Source organism: Parvibaculum sp. (genome assembly GCF_002684405.1).
GTDB lineage: Bacteria > Pseudomonadota > Alphaproteobacteria > Parvibaculales > Parvibaculaceae > Parvibaculum.
This window is the reverse complement of the sequence record NZ_NYVD01000034.1, coordinates 1-17629: the sequence shown is the minus strand read 5'-3', so window position 1 is coordinate 17629 and position 17629 is coordinate 1. Positions and strand designations below refer to the sequence as shown.

14 protein-coding genes are annotated in these 17629 nt (G+C 61.6%); 4 read left to right on the top strand and 10 right to left on the bottom strand.

What is annotated here, in order from left to right; translation table 11 throughout:
- Positions 1-12 precede the first annotated feature (12 nt).
- The 10 genes from cyoD to CMI59_RS02915 all read right to left on the bottom strand — a co-directional run bounded on the left by cyoD (position 13) and on the right by CMI59_RS02915 (position 12046).
- Positions 13-327, bottom strand: coding sequence for a cytochrome o ubiquinol oxidase subunit IV (cyoD, locus tag CMI59_RS02960; RefSeq protein ID WP_293324545.1), 315 nt, complete (start codon positions 325-327; stop codon positions 13-15).
- Positions 324-917: a cytochrome o ubiquinol oxidase subunit III gene (gene cyoC / locus CMI59_RS02955; protein WP_293324542.1), complete on the bottom strand. Its 594-nt coding sequence runs from the start codon at positions 915-917 to the stop codon at positions 324-326. Before cyoC ends, cyoD begins: the two co-directional genes overlap by 4 nt.
- A 2-nt stretch (positions 918-919) precedes the next feature.
- Entirely contained in the window at positions 920-2956 is a 2037-nt protein-coding gene (locus CMI59_RS02950) for a cbb3-type cytochrome c oxidase subunit I (protein ID WP_293324539.1), read from the bottom strand.
- 23 nt (positions 2957-2979) lie between these two features.
- Complete coding sequence (locus CMI59_RS02945; protein ID WP_293324536.1) at positions 2980-3906, bottom strand: cytochrome ubiquinol oxidase subunit II; 927 nt, start codon at positions 3904-3906, stop codon at positions 2980-2982.
- 359 nt (positions 3907-4265) lie between these two features.
- Positions 4266-5465, bottom strand: coding sequence for a hypothetical protein (locus CMI59_RS02940; protein ID WP_293324533.1), 1200 nt, complete (start codon positions 5463-5465; stop codon positions 4266-4268).
- 72 nt (positions 5466-5537) lie between these two features.
- Positions 5538-6380, bottom strand: a complete 843-nt coding sequence (locus CMI59_RS02935; protein ID WP_293324530.1) for an outer membrane lipoprotein-sorting protein — start codon at positions 6378-6380, stop codon at positions 5538-5540.
- A gap of 38 nt (positions 6381-6418) precedes the next feature.
- Positions 6419-8773: an MMPL family transporter gene (locus CMI59_RS02930; protein WP_293324527.1), complete on the bottom strand. Its 2355-nt coding sequence runs from the start codon at positions 8771-8773 to the stop codon at positions 6419-6421.
- Between the two features lie 29 nt (positions 8774-8802).
- Positions 8803-9462, bottom strand: a complete 660-nt coding sequence (locus CMI59_RS02925) for a TetR/AcrR family transcriptional regulator (RefSeq protein ID WP_293324525.1) — start codon at positions 9460-9462, stop codon at positions 8803-8805.
- 83 nt (positions 9463-9545) lie between these two features.
- Positions 9546-10331, bottom strand: a complete 786-nt coding sequence (locus tag CMI59_RS02920) for a phosphatase PAP2 family protein (RefSeq protein WP_293324522.1) — start codon at positions 10329-10331, stop codon at positions 9546-9548.
- Between the two features lie 5 nt (positions 10332-10336).
- Positions 10337-12046, bottom strand: coding sequence for a glycosyltransferase family 39 protein (locus CMI59_RS02915; protein ID WP_293324520.1), 1710 nt, complete (start codon positions 12044-12046; stop codon positions 10337-10339).
- A gap of 289 nt (positions 12047-12335) precedes the next feature.
- Between CMI59_RS02915 and CMI59_RS02910 the strand changes: the two genes are divergently transcribed.
- The 4 genes from CMI59_RS02910 to CMI59_RS02895 form a co-directional block, all read left to right on the top strand.
- On the top strand, positions 12336-13115 hold the full coding sequence (locus CMI59_RS02910) for a glycosyltransferase family 2 protein (RefSeq protein ID WP_293324517.1): 780 nt from the start codon (positions 12336-12338) through the stop codon (positions 13113-13115).
- Complete coding sequence (locus CMI59_RS02905) at positions 13100-13441, top strand: lipid-A-disaccharide synthase N-terminal domain-containing protein (protein ID WP_293324514.1); 342 nt, start codon at positions 13100-13102, stop codon at positions 13439-13441. Before CMI59_RS02910 ends, CMI59_RS02905 begins: the two co-directional genes overlap by 16 nt.
- A gap of 171 nt (positions 13442-13612) precedes the next feature.
- On the top strand, positions 13613-14773 hold the full coding sequence (locus CMI59_RS02900; RefSeq protein WP_293324512.1) for an efflux RND transporter periplasmic adaptor subunit: 1161 nt from the start codon (positions 13613-13615) through the stop codon (positions 14771-14773).
- 9 nt (positions 14774-14782) lie between these two features.
- The coding region (locus CMI59_RS02895) for an efflux RND transporter permease subunit (RefSeq protein ID WP_293324509.1) at positions 14783-17629 on the top strand (2847 nt) is incomplete at its 3' end.

Genomic DNA, 17629 nt, shown 5'->3' with positions numbered 1-17629 from the left:
CGGCGGACCGCGTTACATCATCCGGGCTCCAAGGTCGAACATGACCCAGAGCGAGCCGCCCACCATCAGAAAGAGGATGATGCCGGTGAAGGCCAGCATCACGATTTTCTCGTCGGTGACGGCGCGTAGATCGAGGTGGAGGAAGTAGATCATGTGGACTGCGATCTGAACCACCGCCAGCGCGGCGATTGCGAGCAGGGCGTGGGTCGGCGACAGCCAGCCCCCCGCCGTCAGCGCAAAGGGTACGACCGTCAGCAGCACTGCCAGCCCAAATCCCTTGAAATAGTCGTTCCGCATAGTGCGGGCGTGATCTGACATCGTGCTCATTGCAGGACTCCGGGAAGGTAGACGATGGAAAAGATGCCGATCCAGACGATGTCCAGAAAGTGCCAGAAGAGGCCGAGGCGCTTGAAGCGCGCCGCGAAGGCTTCTGTCGGCCCTGTCCGCATGAGCTGGGCGACGGCTGTGGCAATCCAGACAAGGCCCGCCGTCACGTGAGCGCCATGCGTGCCGACGAGCACGAAGAACGAGGACAGGTAGCCGGAACGCTGCGGCGAGGCGCCTTCGGCGATCAGTCCGATGAATTCGTGGATTTCCATGCCGAGGAAACCCGCGCCGAGCAGGAAGGAGATGCCGAGCCAGACGAGGATCGCATTCCGGCGCTTGTCTTCCAGCGCCACCGCGGCCATGCCGAAGGTGACGCTCGCCAGGAGCAGCAGAGCGGTTTCGATCGCTGCTGTCGGCAATTCCATGATGTCGGCGGCGCCGGGGCCGCCGGCGGTTGCGTGCCGCATCACGGCATAGGTGGCGAAGAGCAGCGAGAAGATGATCGCGTCGCTCATCAGATAGATCCAGAAGCCGAATTCGCGCTCCTCGAAGAGCATGGCTTCGTGACTGTGGGCCGTTTCGGTGTGCATTTTCAGTCTCCGATGGAATTCAGCAGGCCATGCGTCGAATGATCGCCGCGCTCATCTTCCAGGGGGCTCAGAAAGCCCAGCAGGGGGCCGCTGCCGCGGCTTTCAAGGGCGGCGATCTGGTCCGGAGTGATCGTGTATTCCTCCTCCGGTACGCTCCCCTTGACGATGGTGGCGGCGATGACGCCCGCAAAGGCGAGAATGGCGAGCCACCAGATGTTCCAGATCACGGCAAAGCCGAGCACGAAGGCCGCCCCGCCGATCAGAACACCGGTGGAGGTGTTGCACGGCATTTCAATCGGCGTGTAATGCGCCGGAGCGTCGTGCGAAATCCCGCGTTCCTTGCGCCAGGCGAGTTCCTCTCGGTCGTGGATTTCAGGCACGACGGCGAAGTTGTAGAGCGGCGCCGGCGAGGCATTCATCCATTCCAGCGTGCGCGCGTCCCACGGGTCGCCGGTCAGGTCGGCCAGTTCTTCGCGACGGCGGATGCTGACGACGAGCTGGATTGCCAGACACAGAATGCCGATGGCAATCAGCACCGCGCCGATCGCGGCGACGATGAGCCAGGGCTGCCAGGCGGGGTTCTGATAGTAGTCCATACGCCGGGGCATGCCCATGAAGCCAAGCACATAGAGCGGCATGAAGGCGACGTAGAAGCCCACGAACCAGAACCAGAAAGACGTCTTGCCCCACCACTCGTCGAGCCGGAAGCCGAACGCCTTGGGGAACCAGTACTGGTAACCCGCCAGAAGCCCGAACAGCGAGCCGGGGATCAGCATGTTGTGGAAATGCGCAACAAGGAACAGCGTGTTGTGCATCACATAGTCGACTGGCGGAATGGCGAGGAGTACGCCAGTCATGCCGCCGATGACGAAGGCGACCATGAACCCCAGCGTCCAGTGCATATGGGAGGTCAGGCGGATGCGCCCGCGATACATGGTCAGGAGCCAGTCGTAGATTTTTACGCCCGTCGGGACGGCGATCACCATGGTGGCGATGCCAAAAAAGCTGTTCACGTCAGCGCTTGAGCCCATGGTGAAGAAGTGGTGCAGCCAGACGGTGAAGGACAGAATGCCGATCACCATCGTCGCGTAGACAAGCGAGACGTAGCCGAAAAGCCTCTTGCTGGAGAAGGTCGCCACCAGTTCGGAAAAGATGCCGAAGGAGGGAAGGATTACGATGTAGACCTCCGGGTGGCCCCACAACCAGAAGAGGTTGATGTAGTTCATCGCATTGCCGCCGGCGTCCGCGGTGAAGAAATGCATGCCGAGGAACCTGTCGAAGCCGAGCAGGGCGGCCGCGACCGTGACGCCGGGAAACGCGAAGACCATGAGGATGGCGGTGATAAAAGCCGCCCAGGTGAAGAGCGGCATCTGCATCAGCGACATGCCGGGCGCGCGCCGCTTGATGATCGTGACGACGAAGTTCACGCCGGTAAGTGTCGAGCCGACGCCGCTCACGAGAACGGCCCATATCCAGTAGTCGGTTCCGGAACCGGGGCTTGTGGGCAGTTCAGAGAAGGGTGGGTAGGCCGTCCAGCCTGCCGTGGTGAAGCGGCCTATGACCAGCGAGGTGAGAACGAGCGCCGCGCCGGCGGCTGTAAGCCAGAAGCTCACGGAATTCAGGAACGGGAAAGAGACGTCCCGTGCGCCGATCTGCTGCGGCACGACAAAATTGATGATGCCGGTTAAAAACGGCATCGCCATGAAGATGATCATGATCGTGCCGTGAGCCGAGAACACCTGGTTGAAATGTTCCGGCGGCAGATAGCCATGGCCGTTCAAGGCGGTGGCCTGCTGCATGCGCATCATGAAGGCGTCTGAGAAACCGCGGAACAGCATGACGAAGGCGAGAACCACATACATGATTCCGATGCGCTTGTGGTCGACCGTCGTTAGCCATTCGTTCCAGATATAGCGCCATTTGCCGAACCATGTGATGAGCGCGGCAATAAACAAAACGCCAAGCAGCTCCATTGCCGCGCCGCTCATGGCGATCGGGCTGTAGAGTGGAAGGACGTGAAGGGTGAGTTTTCCGAGCATGGGAAATCGGTTCTTTCCTGGAGTTACTTGGATCGGCTGGAGACGATCATGCTTGCCGCCGAGTGTTCGCCCTTGACGATGCGGGCGAAGAGTTCGGGGTCGGCACTGGAAAAGTGCAGCGGATGCGGCATCGCCCCGGACTTGCTCAGCATTTGATATTTATGCGGCGTGAGCTGCAGCGGCGCCTTGCGGACCGTGTCGATCCAGTTCTTGAAGTTTTCGGCCGTCACGATACGGACAGGGAATTTCTGGTCCGGGAAACCCTTGCCGTCGAATAGCGAATTGCGGCCGGTATAGGTCTCGACAGGTCCCGGCTGGAAATTCAATCTCGTGCCCATGCCTGCCATCGCATAGATCTGGCTTGTAAGGCCCGGTACGAAGAAGGACGTCATCACATCCGTCGATGTGAGCCTCAGGCTGACCGGGCGATCGGTCGGCAAAACGAGTTCATTCACCGTCGCAAGGTGCTGTTGCGGATAGATGAAGAGCCATTTCCAGTCGATGGACACGGCCTGGACGACGACCGGCTTTCCTTCCGCCATTTGCGAGCGATAGGGGTCGAGCCTGTGCGTGTAGATCCAGACCAGAGAGCCGATCGCACACACGATAAGCGCCGGAACAAGCCAGATCACGACTTCTGCGCGATGCGAATGGTCCCAGTTCGGATCGTAGTCGGGTGCTTCACGCGATGCGCGGTAGCGCAGAGGAAGCCACACCGCCAGCACGAAAACCGGAATGACAACGATCAGCATGATGGCGACCGCGATGAAGAGCAGATCGCGCTCGGTGATCGCGTCAGGTCCGTGCGGAAAGATGACGGGATAATCCGAACTGCCGGTGCAGCCGGCGAGCGGCAATGCCATCGCCATAAAGGCGGTGAGCGCGCCCGCGCGGGAAAGATTGATGTTCAGGGGGAGGAGGTTTTTGACGACTCGATACAGGGAACGCATGGAAGATACTTCCGATAACTATCCTCCTTCCCTGATCGCTTTCTTGCATGCCATGGCGTGCTGCTTCAATGCGGCCGGCAGTGGAGTCCTCGCGTATGTAATGAAGCGGACATGCGATGCGGGGCAGTTTGCCTAAATCGAATGCAAGCGGCGCCGGGCGTTCGCTTTGTCGTTTCCATATGTCTTGCCAAAAACGATTGTGGCGCAAGGGGATATGGAGAAAGACGCTTTTGCACCGGGCGTGGTGATGCATCTTCTCCGTCGGCACTCTTGCGCGGATTTAATGTTTCGGAGAGGAAATTTTCCGGGCGTTCGGACGGCTTTGCGCGTGATCCCGGTCTCCGATTCCGGGGAATCGGTCAGAAATAGCGTGCAAGGCGGATTTGCAGGAAATCGTCGTCCTTGAGCGTGTAGTAGGGATCGCTCGCGGGCTGACCGGCGAAAAGGCGCGCTTCCACGCTGAGCCGGTAGTTCTGGCCGAGACGCTTTTCGAATTCCGCCGAAAAGAAGGTCGCCTGTGTGTCCATGTCGACCACGGCGCCCGTCAGCAGGCTGGTGTCGGCGATGTCGTTGGCGGTCCAGCGCACACCGGCAAAGATGTCGTTGGCGAAGGGGTTCTGCGGATTGGCGCCGCGTTCGTCCCAGATATATTCCGCGACGATGCCGAGGTCGGAGGGTGTGTCGAATATGCCGTAAAGCGTGTATTCGATGCCGCCGGTGCCCTGCAGGTAGCGGTCGTTCAGCTCCTTGCGCCATAGCCCCTCGAATTTATAGAGCCATGCGCCCTTGGTGGCCTGAATGTCTGTCGAGAGCTGGTCGATCTGAACGTAGTAGGGAATGAGGACGGGCGATCCGCCGCTGGTCAGTCCCGGTATCAGGATCGGGTTGCGGCCCGTGCCCCGGAAATAACCGAGACCCACGTCCCAGATATCGAATGTGTTGGAGTAGCGCGCCGCGAAATCGACATGATGCTGTTTCTGGCCGCTCTCGAATTTCGTCTGGCTTGTGTCGACCGGAATATCCGTCGCGGGGCGTCCGTTGGCGCCGGGGAAAAGGCGCTCGCGGAACCAGGGGAGCACGTAAAGGTCGACGGTGCCCCATTGCTGATAGGTGGACAGTGAGACGAGGGGCTGCCCAAGCTTCTCGCGCCCGCGGGCATCTTCCACCACGTCGGTCTGGTTGATGATGTCCACCAGATGGGCGGCTTCGGTAACGCCCCAGAAGACCTTGTCGACGCCTGCGCGGAATTCCCAGGCCCCGTCGATATAGGCGTATTTGAACGCGCGCAGATCGACATGGGTTCGTTTGTTGTCATGCATGTCGAGGCGCATGAACGGGGTGGCCACGAATGACTGGTCGCCATCGTCCCAGAAATATTTCGCGCTGACCTCGCCTGCGACCGACATGTTGGCGCGGGGCTGTTCGGGTTTCGATGCCTTTTGCAGAAAGAGCTGCAGTTCGGGCTCGACATAGCCGGTGAACTCGAACTCCCCGGCATGTGCCGGTCCGGCCGCGCATGCGAGCGCGATCGACGCCCATCCCACCAAGCTCTTTTTCATCTCACTCCCCCGCCTTGGATGATGGAGACGGCCCGGCGATATGCTGGATCGCCGGGCCGCTCTTTTGCTTGTTTACCGGGCGCGCTTCAGCGCCGCGGTGGAGAAGTCCGCTTCCGTCAGCCCTTCATGGAACTTGTAGTTCTTCCAGGTGAGGCGGGTGGCCTTCTTGTTGTTGTGGTTGACCATATAGAGGTCGTGCGCGCGCCAGAACTTGTCCTCGTAGAGACGATAGTCGGAAAAGGTCAGTGTCTTCAGTAGCGCGTCCTTGCGGTCGTAATAGTCGATCTTGCGCGGCTGATAGTCGGTCGTGTCGGTCCAGACGACCTGGCGCGTATAGCCGGAATGTTCATAGAGCGGCTTGCGCTCCACGACATGGCAGGTGAGATCGCCGCAGGGCTCGTCGCGCAGCCATTTGTAGGAATATTTGCCGACCTCGCTGGAGGAGAAATCCTCGAAGGCGAATTCCGAGCCGACAAAGGGACCGGATTTATTGACCGACGAGATGCGCTTCACGCGCTTTACAGCCGGGAGATAGAGCCACTGATCGTCCGGCTCGAGAATCTTCGCATGCGTGAGCAGCGCCGTGCCGTCCACGTCGCGCGGCTTGTTGAAGACGATCAGGCTCCAGTCGCCTTCCTCCGGGTCCGTCCGCTCCAGCGAATAGGAGCGCAGCTCGCGCGTGCTGGTGTCGCCATGCGCATTGGTCAGGACCATCTCCATATCCGCTTCGGCGTCGCCCCATCCCTTGTCGCGACTATCGGTCTCCTGCGCGATGGCAAGGCCGCGGGCCACGGGCTGGTCCGTGCCAGGCAGGCCGTCCGCCTGCGCGTGGGCGGTGGCGGCAAGCCCCATGAGCGGCAGTACGATAACGAACGCATGCGCGCTCTGGCGCAAGGCGGAACTGACGAATGGCATTTCTCTCTCCCTGATTTGTGTTCGGTGTCGGCGGTCGTTCAGACCCCGGCGGGCGATGCGGCTTCTCCCGGGACCTGAACCGGTACATGGCTTTTCGATTTCCGGTTCCTGTCGAGGGCGATCAGAAGGCCCGGCAGGAGCAGGAAGTCGATGATGAGTGCCACAGCAATGGTAAGTGCCACCATGATGCCCAGCATGGCGTTAATCTTGAACGGCGAGAATGCCAGAATGCCAAATCCCGCGACCAATACAAATCCCGAAACCCATAATGCAGTGCCAACCGTTGCAAAGGCGTAACGCACGCCCTCTTCGGCGGAATAGCCGAACTCGTCCCGGGCGCGTTTGTATTTCGACAGGAAGTGGACGGTGGCATCGACGATGAGACCGAGGGCGGTGGCGATGACGAAGGAGGACCACAAGCCCACTTCCGGACGGAACAGCGCCAGTATGCCGAAGGCGACGACGGGCGGCGCGATGTTGGTGACGAGGCTGATGAGGCCGAGCTTGAGATCCCTCAGCGCGAGCATGAGGCAGGCGGATATGAGGAGGAGGGCGAAAAGCGTGCCCACGGCCATGGCCCGGAAGTTCGACTCGCCGATGAAGGAGAACATGACCGACTGGCCCGCCGACTGGGAAATCATATAGGGCGGCAAATTGGCTTCCTGCCATGCCATGGCGCGTTCACGCAGATCTTCCATCTGGCTGGTGGAAATGTCGTGCAGGGTAAGCGTGAGTTTGCTCGCCGATTTGTCGACATTGAGCTGGTCGTTGAGGTCGAGCCCATAAGGGAGCGACATTTCATAGAGCAGCAGGAATTGCGCCGCGGCCTGGCGGTCGTCGGGGACGCGATACCAGTCTTCATTGTCGGCATGCATGCTCTTGTTCACGCGCTTGATGACATCGCTGAAGGTGGCGACATGCACGACTTCGGGCTGCGCGCGGAACCAGTCGGCAAAGGCTTCCAGATGTTTCAGATAGGCGGGATCGGAGACGCCGCCCGATTCCTGCGCGGGGATCGAATGGCTGATCTGGTAGATGCCGGTGAGATTGTCGGCGGCCCAGTCGGAGGCCACACGGAACTCCATCCGGTCGTCGAAATAGGTCACGAAACGATCGTCGAAGACGAAACGCGGCAGCAGCACCGCAAAGCCCACCGAGGTGAGCACGACGCCGCCCATCAGCACGCGATTGTGGCGAATGATGAAGTCGCCGAGATTTTCCATGACCCGGCTCTGATTGACGATGCTCGCCTTCGCCTTGAAGGGCAGGACGGCGACGAGTGCGGGCAGCAGCGTGACCGACAGCACCCAGGCAATTACGGCACCGGCGGCGGAGATGTTGCCGAGATCGCGGAAAGGCGGTGCGTCGGAGAAGTTGAGGCTGAGAAAACCGATCGCCGTCGTCATGCTCGTCAGGAAGACGGGCTGCCAGTTGACCCGCATGGCCTCGACGATCGCTTCGTTCCTCGTCATGCCGTGACGCATCTGCACCAGCATGGTGACGAGGATATGGATCGCATCGGCCACCGCGATGGTGAGGATGATGGTCGGCGCGCCGGAAGAGGGCGGCGTCAGCTTGACGCCCATCCAGCCCAGCACGAGGCCCATGGCGGCAAAGGCGGAGAAGAACACCACCGCCATGGTGACGAGCGTGCCGGAAAAGGAGCGCAGCAGCAGGTAAACCGTGACCGCCAGAATGAGATACATGGCGGGCGTCAGGGTCTGGAGGTCGCGCGTCGCCGCCTCGGAGAAGGCGTTGGAGAGCATGACCGAGCCCGTGAGTTCGAAGCGGATATCGGGATGCTGCGCGCGCATGTCGGCGAGAATTCCGCGTGCATGTTCGACGACGGAATTATTGGCGGCCACGTCGTCGCGCGGCATGTTCAGGCGGGCGACGATGGCCGTGGTGCGGCGGTCGTCCGAAATCAGGCGCTTTGCGGTGACGGGTTCGCTGGTGGCGATGTTCCCGACTTCCTTTGCGCTTTCCGCGGTCAGCGCAGCCGGATCGGGGACGAGATCGCGGACGATGAGATCGTCTTCGGACGCGCGGGTGTGCTGGTAATTGGTGATGCTGTCCACACGCACGGAGAAGGGTGTCTGCCAGGCGTCTTCCGTTATCTGTTTGACGATGGCGAGGACTTCCGGCGTGTCGACGGTGCCTTCGTCCGGTTGCAGGACCCAGAGCAGCGTATCGGGGCTGGAATAGGTGCGTTCAAGTTCTTCGAAGGCGAGAAGGTTGGGGTTCTCGTCGGTGAAGAAATAGCGGTAGTCATTGGAGAACTCGATGAATCGCCCGCCGCTGGCGAGGGCCAGGGCGGCGCCCGCGGAGAGAATGAGCACCAGCCAGCGCCACCGTACGACCCAGTTCAGATAGGTCACTACCCATTCGTTCATCAGCCCGTTCCTCTCCCCAGCGACGCCTCTCAGGCGCGCAGATGTTCCAGATAGTCGAAATAGCTATGGGCGCATTTCTCGGCGAGCGAGATGTCGCGCGTCGTTTTCAGCATGCCGGAGACGCCCTGATGGGTGGCGACGATATAGGCGGCTACCCCCTCCGCATCGACATCGGCGCGGACCGTGCCCGCGGCCTTGCCGCGCTCCAGCGCGTCGGCGATATGGCCGCGCCATTCGGCGAGTACGCCGGACAGGAAGAGCCGGAACTCTTCGTCGATGGGCGACATTTCCTGAGACAGATTGTTGATCGGGCAGCCGAGGCGGGGGTCGACACCCAGCTCGCCGTTGACGTGCCGCTCGATGATCCGGCGCAGCTCGGTCACGGGATCATCCGTCCCGGCCAGCGGCTGATACCAGTTGTGATCGAGGAACCGGTGGAAGGCGTCGCCCAGCGCGGCGAGGCCGAGCGCGTGCTTGTCGGTGAAGTGGTGGTAGAGCGCGCCCTTGGTGCAGCCGGAGACTTCCAGAATGTCGCTCAGCGACGCGGCGCGGAAACCCTTCAGGTAGATTTCGAGAAAGGCCGCCTCCAGCAGCGCCTGGCGCGTTCGCTCGGCGCGTGAGGCGGGGCGCTCCCGCTTCAGATAGGGCGGGAATTCCGGCAGAGGGATATGGGGGGGGTCGTGCGACATGGGACCTGACAATATAAAAACCGACCGGTTGGTATGTTTCTATATTGTCAGATCGGCCCGCCGAAACAAGAGGCAATTTCGTATTATTTCAGGTGAGGGGGCTCGTCGGGTCGCGGGTAGAGCGCGCTATCGCCCCGGCGCAGGATGAGGGGGGCGAGCAGGAAGACGAAGAAGGCCCCGAGCCATGAGCCGATCAGGATATCGCTCGGGAAATGGTTGAGCAGCACGACGCGGGAGACCGCGGTCAAGGCGCCGACCGTCAGAAAGAGCTTCCAGTGGCGCGGGAAGGCGATCATCAGCGTCGCCATGAAGACGAAGATCGTCTGCGAGTGACCGGAGGGGAAGCTGTCGAGGCGGTGGGTCACGGTGAAGGGTGCAAATCCGTAGAAACCATCGCGGAAGAAGTCGCTGGGACGGTGACGGCTCGCCGCGAATTTCACCAGATGCAGCACGATGGCCGAACTCGCCATGGCGGCCAGCATCAGCGCGCAAAAGCGCCAGATCTTTTCAAGCTTCTTGCGGGTGGATTGATAGGCAGCCAGGCGCTTGCCACGCGGAATGAAGAGAAAGGCGAGCGCGGCGGCAACGATATAGACCGTGCCGTCGCCCAGATCGGTCACGGCCTGCCAGAAATAATGCATGTTGGGCGTGACGACGCGCTGCATCGTTTTCGACACGGCGAGGTCGATATGGGGCATCAGACCGATGGCGAGAGCGAGCAGCGGCGCCAGTCCCGACCACATCATGCGCCGGAGGCGGTGAAGTGGCGTCGGTCCCGCTGCCGCCGCCGTTGCGATCTCCACCAGTTCGGCGGGTGCGAACCGGCGGATATCCGTTTGTGTCGCCTCGGCCATGTCTGACTTTGTCATGTCGCTTATTCGGCGGATTTGTAGAGGGTCAGGGTCAGGGGATCGCCATTCGTATAGTCGAAGCCGTTCCACTGGCGGATCCGTTCAAGGCGCAGGTTACGCGCCTTCGCTTGGTCGAGGAATGCTTCCTTCTGCTGCCCCGTGACGAGCGCGTAGGCGTCGGGCGTATCCGCCAGATAGTCGGCTGCGGTCATGCCCGGCACCAGCATGGTATCGGTTCCGTTCAGGAAGATGAGGCTCGGTTCGTTGAAGCCCGCCGAGGCGAGCGGCGGGCGCTCGTCATGGGGCGGGATCGCCGCTGCGACTTCGCGGGCGACCCACAGCTTGTCGAGAGAGGGGGCAACCGCCGACCCGAGCCAGGGCACGAAAAGCGCCATCATGAGGGCGAGCACGGCAAGGGCCGGCTCGAACTGCCGCCGGAAAGCAAACCAGACGGCGGGCAGGATACCGCCCAGCACGATGAGTGCGAGGACGATGCCGCGCCAGTCCACGCCCGGCCCGTATTCGGTCAGGGCGAAAAGCGCACCGCCGGCAATCGCCAGTCCGACGACGAGCCAGAAGGCCAGATGCAGCCAGAACAGCGCCCGGCCCCAACCGGGCAGGCGGGGCGGCAGGCCGTTTGCCGCGAAGAAGCCGCCGAGTAGCGCCAGCGCCGGATAGGCGGGCAGCACGTAATGCGGCAGCTTGGTCGGCACCGCCTCGAACATGATCCAGGTGGGCAGCGCCCAGCAGATGAGGAATTGCACCGCCGGTTCGCGGCGATAGTGCCAGGCGGTGACGATGCCGGGAATGATGATCAGCGACATCGGCCAGGATGCGGCGAAGAGGCTCAGCAGATAGGTGCCGGGCGGCGCGCCATGGCTTTCCTGTCCGCCGATCAGCTTGGGCAGCAGATCTTGCTGCGCGGCATTGGCGATGAAGGAGAAGGCGCCGGAATGCCAGAGCGCAAGCGGCCAGGGGGCGACGATGAGGATGAGGAGCGGGACGCCCCAAAGCGGCTTCAGCCGCCGGAACCAGCTCCCATCCTTGCGCAGGACCCCCCAGGCGACGGCGGTAAAGCCCAATACGGCCGGGCCTATCGGTCCCTTGGTGAGGATGGAAAGGCCGAGCCCGCCCCAGAAAAAGAGCCCGGGCGCCGGGCCCATTTCCGAGGATTCGCCCTTTTGCGGTCCGAGGCCTGCGAGGGTCAGGCCGTACATGCCTGCGAGGATGGTCGCGAGCAGCACCGCGTCGGTCTGGGCGATATGCGATTGCCCGACCATGAGCATGGCGCCGCCCAGGAGCAGGCCGCCCATCAGGCCGGTTCGCCTGTCAAAGAGCCGGGTGCCGATCAGGAAGGTCAGCAGGACCGAGGCCATGCCACCCAGAACCGAAGGCAGACGGTAGGGCCAGATTTCATTGGCGCCCGCATCGGAGAAGGCGGCGACAGAGGCGGCCTGTACCCAGTAGATGAAGACGGGCTTTTTCGCGCGCGGCTCGTCCTGGAAATAGGGGACCATGTAGTCCCCGGTTTCCAGCATCTGCTTGGTGGCCTGGGCAAAGCGCGACTCATCGCGGTCCATGGGCGGCAGGCCCGCAAGGCCCGGCAGGAAAACGAGGGCGCAGAAGGCGATGAGAATCGCATAGGGACGCCAGCCCGTGACCGCTTTTTCCAGAAACGACTGGAGCAGGGGGCCTGCCTCGCGCGCTGCCGGGTTCTGGGATCGTTCGGTCATGCGGTTAACCCTGCTTTCGGAAAATCATGGCGGCGTTTCTTTTCCCCCGGCAGTGTTCGGGGCGGTGGTTTTGGGGGCACTGTCTCGCGCGAGAGCGCATTTTTGACAAGAGAGTTTTGGATTATCTTGCAATCTGCCATATGACAGGCTCGCCTTGCAGGAAAGCGGGGCGGGATGCGCGATGGACCATCAGGGGGCCCTTCGAAGTGTTGACGGACTATAGCGGAATTTCCCGGCTGAGGGCGGCCCAAAGGCGCCTGAGCCGGATCGGTGGAAGCGAGGGGCTCCTATGACGGGCGAAAATTTCGAGCTGAGCGTCGTTGTGCCGGTGCTCAACGAGGAGGGCAATATCGACCCTCTTCTGGCCGAGCTGGAGGCGGTAAGGGCCTCTCTGGACGTGCCGTGTGAGTATGTGTTCGTGAATGACGGCAGCACGGATACGACGCTGGACAAGCTTCGCGCTGCGATGCGGACCATGCCACATCTTCAGGTGTTCAGTCATGGAAAGCCCTGCGGCAAGTCCGAGGCCCTGCTGACATGCGTTCGAAAAGCGCGGGGCCGGCTCGTCGTGATGATCGACGGTGACCTGCAGAACGATCCGGCGGACATCCCGCGGCTTTATCAGGTTTATATCGACGCAGAAAAAAGCGGCCGGAATATCGGCATCGTCGAAGGGCAGCGCACCAAGCGGAAGGATCCCTTCCCGCGCAATCTGGTGTCGCGCATCGCCAATAATGTCCGTGGCGCGATCCTCAACGATACGACCAGGGATGCCGGATGCGGTTTCAAGGTTTTGAGCCGCGATCTTTTTCTGGCGCTGCCCTTTTTTACGGGCCTGCATCGTTTTATGCCTGCGCTGGTGAAGCGCGAGGGCTTCGAGATCGTGCTGGCGCCGGTCAATCACCGTCCGCGCGTCTCCGGCGTTGCCAAATACAATACGTGGAACCGGCTCTGGGTCGGTATCGGCGATCTCGCCGCCGTGTGGTGGCTTCTGAAACGGCGCCACGACCCTCACGGCGTGACGCATAACCTGTCGGATGGGAAGGATGAGCCATGTTCACCTCTGTAATGACGTGGCTTTCTCAGGCAAGTATCTGGGTCTTTGTCGGTTTTCTGGGGCAGGCGCTGTTTTCCGCCCGCTTCCTGCTGCAATGGCTGGCGAGCGAAAAGGCCAAGCGGTCCATCGTGCCGGTGGCCTTCTGGTATTTCTCGATCAGCGGCGGCGCGACATTGTTTGCCTATGCGCTGTGGCGCGAAGACCCGGTCTTCATCCTGGGACAGGGCGCGGGCCTGTTGATTTACGGGCGCAATCTTTACCTGATCTACAAGGAAAGAGCCGCCGGGCGGCATGCCTCTATCGACCCCGAGCAGAACGGCGACGACGTCACCGCCTGAACCCCCTCTTTGCGTAGGGGCATCGTCGTATAAAGCGGCAAATTGCCATTTTCCTTTCGGCTAAAATGACCTATGTCAAAGCGGAGGGGAGAGGGCTCGGACTGCGCGCCCATCCGTAAGCTAAAACGAATGGGAGGCGGGACACCGACCTCCAAAAACAGAGGTCGGAATATGACTTCCTCCAGCGAGACACCGCGCAAAAAAGCGGCGGCGGGCCTGCTTGGCCGTCCGGCGCTGATCGCTATTGCGATTGCCGCCATTCTGCTTGTGGGGTTTGCATGGATGGCCTTTCAGCGCATGGGCGGTCAGGGCCAGGGATGGTCTTCCCCGCCGCCGGCCGTCGAAACGGTGATCGCCGGTATAGAGCCGGTGCAGGCTGAAGTTTCGGCTATCGGTACGCTCGAAGCCGACCAGTCCATCGTCGTGACGCCGGAAATCTCCGGGATTGTGACCAGCATCGATTTCGAGGACGGGCAACGCCTCGAACAGGGCGATCTCATCGTCACGCTGAACGATGAAGACCTGAAAGCGCGCCTGCAGCAGGCCGAAGCGCAGCTCACGCTGTCCCAGGCGAATTTCGAGCGCGCCCGCAAACTGGTGAGCCGCGGGTCGGGGACGAAGCGGTCGCGGGACGAGGCGCTCAATGCGCTGAAATCCGCCGAAGCGCAGCGCGCGCTGGCACAGGCCGCGCTCGACAAGGGCACGATCCGGGCTGCCTTCTCGGGCATTGTGGGGCTGAGGCAGGTGAGTCTCGGTCAGTATGTGACGCCCGGCCAGCCGATTGCGACGCTCGCCGATGTGGACAATCTCAGAATCGATTTCCGTGTCTCCGAAATCTATCTCACCGAGGTCGAGAAAGGGCAGACCGTCGACATCACATTCGATGCGCTGCCCGGCGAGACCTTTCGCGGCACTGTGAGCGCCATCGATCCGGTGATCGATGTCGAGGGGCGCGCGATCAAGGTACGCGCGTTGCTTGCGAACAACGAAGGGCGTTTGCGGCCGGGCCTGTTCGGCCGCGTGAAGATCGTGACGCAGACGCGCGACTCCATCGTCGTGCCGGAGCAGGCCATCATCTCCACGGCGGGCTCGGATGCGACGGGCTCCAAGGCGGTCTTCGTGGTGAGTGAAGACGGTAAAGCCCATATGCGTCCCGTGGAACTCGGCGTGCGTCAGCCCGGCAAGGTGGAAATCCGCTCCGGCGTCAAGGAAGGCGAACGGGTGATTACGGCGGGTCAGATGAAGGTTCGCGACGGGGCGCCGGTTCAGCCCATCGAACTCAAAAAGAAAGCCTCCGAAAGCGAGGCCCCCACAGACGGGGCCGCGCAGTAGGAGCCGCATATGCATATTTCCGAACTCTTTATCCGCCGACCTGTCTTCGCGACGGTTGTTGCGCTCATCCTCATTCTCGTCGGTTTCGTCTCCTATGAGCGGCTGACGGTGCGCGAATATCCGGCAATCGACGAGCCGGTGGTGACCGTGACGACTTCCTATCGCGGCGCCAGCGCCTCGGTGATCGAACGCGAGGTGACGCAGCCGCTCGAAGAGGCGATGGCGGGGATCGAGGGGATCGAAATCCTGACGTCGTCCAGCCGGCCCGAAAGCAGCCAGGTGACGGCGCGCTTCACGCTGTCGACGGATCCGGATGTTGCGGCAAGCGATGTGCGCGACCGCGTCGGGCGCGCGCGCGGACAGCTTCCCGACGATGTGGACGAGCCGATCATCGCCAAGGTCGAGGCCGATGCGAGCCCGATCATGTATATCGCCTTCGCCTCGTCGCGCATGTCGGGCATGGATATTACCGACTATCTCGACCGTATCGTGAAGAACCAGCTGCAGAACCAGCCGGGCGTTGCGCAGGTGTCGATCTTCGGCGAGCGGCTCTACTCGATGCGCGTCTGGGTGGACCGGCAGCGCCTCGCCGCCTACGGGCTGACGGTGCAGGATGTCGAGAACGCGATCCGCAACCAGAATGCGGAAATTCCCTCCGGCCGTATCGAAAGCACCAAGCGGGAATTCACGGTCCTGTCCAAGACCGCGCTCGAAACGCCGGACGAATTCTCGAAGATCGTGGTGAAGGACAGCGGCGGTTTCCAGGTGACGCTCGGCCAGGTGGCAAAGGTCGAGATTGCGCCGGCCGACGAGCGCCGCGCGGCGACCTATAACGGCAAGACCTCGATTTCCGTGGGCATCGTGAAGCAGGCAACGGCCAACCCGCTGGAAGTGGCGGCCGCGGTCCGTGCCAAGCTGAAGCAGATGGAGCCGACGCTGCCGGTGGGGATGGCCTATTCCATCGGCTATGACACGTCCATCTTCATCGAAGAATCGATCAAGTCGGTCTATGAGACGATTATCGAGGCGGTGATCCTCGTCGTGCTGGTGATTTTCGTCTTCCTGCGGACGGTACGCGCCTCGTTCATCCCGGTTGTGACGATCCCGATTTCGCTGATCGGTACGTTCGGCATGATGCTGCTCTTCGGATTCAGTATCAACACGCTGACGCTGCTTGCCATGGTGCTTGCCATCGGCCTTGTGGTGGATGACGCGATCGTGGTGCTGGAAAATATTTTCCGGCATATCGAGGAAGGGTTGTCGCCGGTTCAGGCGGCGATCAAGGGCTCGCGCGAAATCGCCTTTGCGATCATTGCCATGACGCTGACGCTCGCCGCCGTTTACGCGCCGGTGGCCTTTGCCGAAGGGCGGACAGGGCGTCTGTTCCTCGAATTTGCGCTGACGCTGGCTGGCGCCGTCGTCGTGTCGGGTGCGATGGCGCTGACGCTGACGCCGATGATGTGTTCGAAGCTCTTGCGGCGCGATACGGGCGGCGGACGGTTCGACAAGCTGCTGGGCGGCTGGCTCGACCGTCTCGACAGCGCCTATAAGAACGCGCTCGAAAAAGCGCTGGGCCGCAAGACGCTTATCGTCGTTGCCGCCGTTCTCGTGGGTCTTTCCTGTGTGGGGCTTTTCAAGCTGCTCAATCAGGAACTCGCGCCGACGGAAGATCGCGGCATCCTGCTCATTGCCGGTCGCGCGCCTGAGGGCGCGACGCTCGACTACACGCTGCATTATACCAAGCAGATCGAGAATATCGTTTCCCAGGTGCCCGAAGTGAAGGGGTATCTGGTGGTGGCAGGCTTTCCCGAAATCACCAATCTCATTTCCTTCTCGCGCCTAAGCCACTGGAGCGAGCGCGACCGCTCGCAGCAGGAGATCGTCAATTCCATCCAGCCCAAGCTGATGGAAATACCGGGCATTCTCGCCTTCGGTATCAATCCGCCGTCGCTCGGCCAGAGCGGGCGGTCGCAGCCCATCCAGTTCGTGCTGCAGACCTCCGGCACCTATGACGATCTGGCCAATGACATGAACAAGTTCATGGAAAAGCTGCGCGCCAATCCCGGCTTCATCAATGCCGATACGGATCTGAAACTCGACAAGCCGCAGCTCGACATCAAGGTGAACCGCGAAAAGGTGGTGGATGCGGGCATCGACGTGTCGACCGTCGGGCGCACGCTGGAAACGCTTCTGGGCGGGCGCAAGGTCACGCGCTTTGAGCGCAACGGCAAACAGTTCGACGTCATCGTGCAGGTGGCCGACGAGGACCGGCGCACGCCGCAGGATATTTCCGACATCTATGTGCGCGGCAAGGACAACGAGATGGTGCAGTTGTCCAACCTGATCGATGTGAAGGAGACGGTGGCGCCCGCTTCGCTCAATCGCTTCAACCAGCTTCGCGCGGCGACGATTTCATCCAATCTCGCACCGGGTTATTCCATGGGCGAGGCGCTGAACTTCCTGGAGAAGACGGCGGCGGAAGTCCTGCCCAAGAACGCGCAAACCGATCTCAACGGTCCGTTGCGCGAGTTCACGAAGTCCTCCGGCACGCTGGCCGTTACCTTCGTGCTGGCGCTGATGTTCATTTATCTCGTGCTGGCCGCCCAGTTTGAAAGTTTCATCGAGCCGACGATCATTCTCGTCTCGGTGCCGTTGTCGCTGGCCGGTGCGCTGCTTCTCATGTTCGTCGCCAATATTGTGACGGGGACGAATCTCACGCTCAATATCTACAGTCAGGTGGGCCTTATCACGCTGATCGGCCTCATTACCAAGCATGGCATTCTGATCGTGGAGTTCTCCAACCAGCTGCGTGAGCAGGACCGGAATGTGCGCGATGCGGTGGTGGAAGCGGCGGGG

Excerpts from the sequence above, each read along its gene's own strand:
- cyoD (WP_293324545.1), bottom strand. The coding sequence starts at position 327 with ATGAGCACGATGTCAGATCACGCCCGCACTATGCGGAACGACTATTTC.
- cyoC (WP_293324542.1), bottom strand. The coding sequence starts at position 917 with ATGCACACCGAAACGGCCCACAGTCACGAAGCCATGCTCTTCGAGGAG.
- CMI59_RS02950 (WP_293324539.1), bottom strand. The coding sequence starts at position 2,956 with ATGCTCGGAAAACTCACCCTTCACGTCCTTCCACTCTACAGCCCGATC.
- CMI59_RS02945 (WP_293324536.1), bottom strand. The coding sequence starts at position 3,906 with ATGCGTTCCCTGTATCGAGTCGTCAAAAACCTCCTCCCCCTGAACATC.
- CMI59_RS02940 (WP_293324533.1), bottom strand. The coding sequence starts at position 5,465 with ATGAAAAAGAGCTTGGTGGGATGGGCGTCGATCGCGCTCGCATGCGCG.
- CMI59_RS02935 (WP_293324530.1), bottom strand. The coding sequence starts at position 6,380 with ATGCCATTCGTCAGTTCCGCCTTGCGCCAGAGCGCGCATGCGTTCGTT.
- CMI59_RS02930 (WP_293324527.1), bottom strand. The coding sequence starts at position 8,773 with ATGAACGAATGGGTAGTGACCTATCTGAACTGGGTCGTACGGTGGCGC.
- CMI59_RS02925 (WP_293324525.1), bottom strand. The coding sequence starts at position 9,462 with ATGTCGCACGACCCCCCCCATATCCCTCTGCCGGAATTCCCGCCCTAT.
- CMI59_RS02920 (WP_293324522.1), bottom strand. The coding sequence starts at position 10,331 with ATGACAAAGTCAGACATGGCCGAGGCGACACAAACGGATATCCGCCGG.
- CMI59_RS02915 (WP_293324520.1), bottom strand. The coding sequence starts at position 12,046 with ATGACCGAACGATCCCAGAACCCGGCAGCGCGCGAGGCAGGCCCCCTG.
- CMI59_RS02910 (WP_293324517.1), top strand. The coding sequence starts at position 12,336 with ATGACGGGCGAAAATTTCGAGCTGAGCGTCGTTGTGCCGGTGCTCAAC.
- CMI59_RS02905 (WP_293324514.1), top strand. The coding sequence starts at position 13,100 with ATGTTCACCTCTGTAATGACGTGGCTTTCTCAGGCAAGTATCTGGGTC.
- CMI59_RS02900 (WP_293324512.1), top strand. The coding sequence starts at position 13,613 with ATGACTTCCTCCAGCGAGACACCGCGCAAAAAAGCGGCGGCGGGCCTG.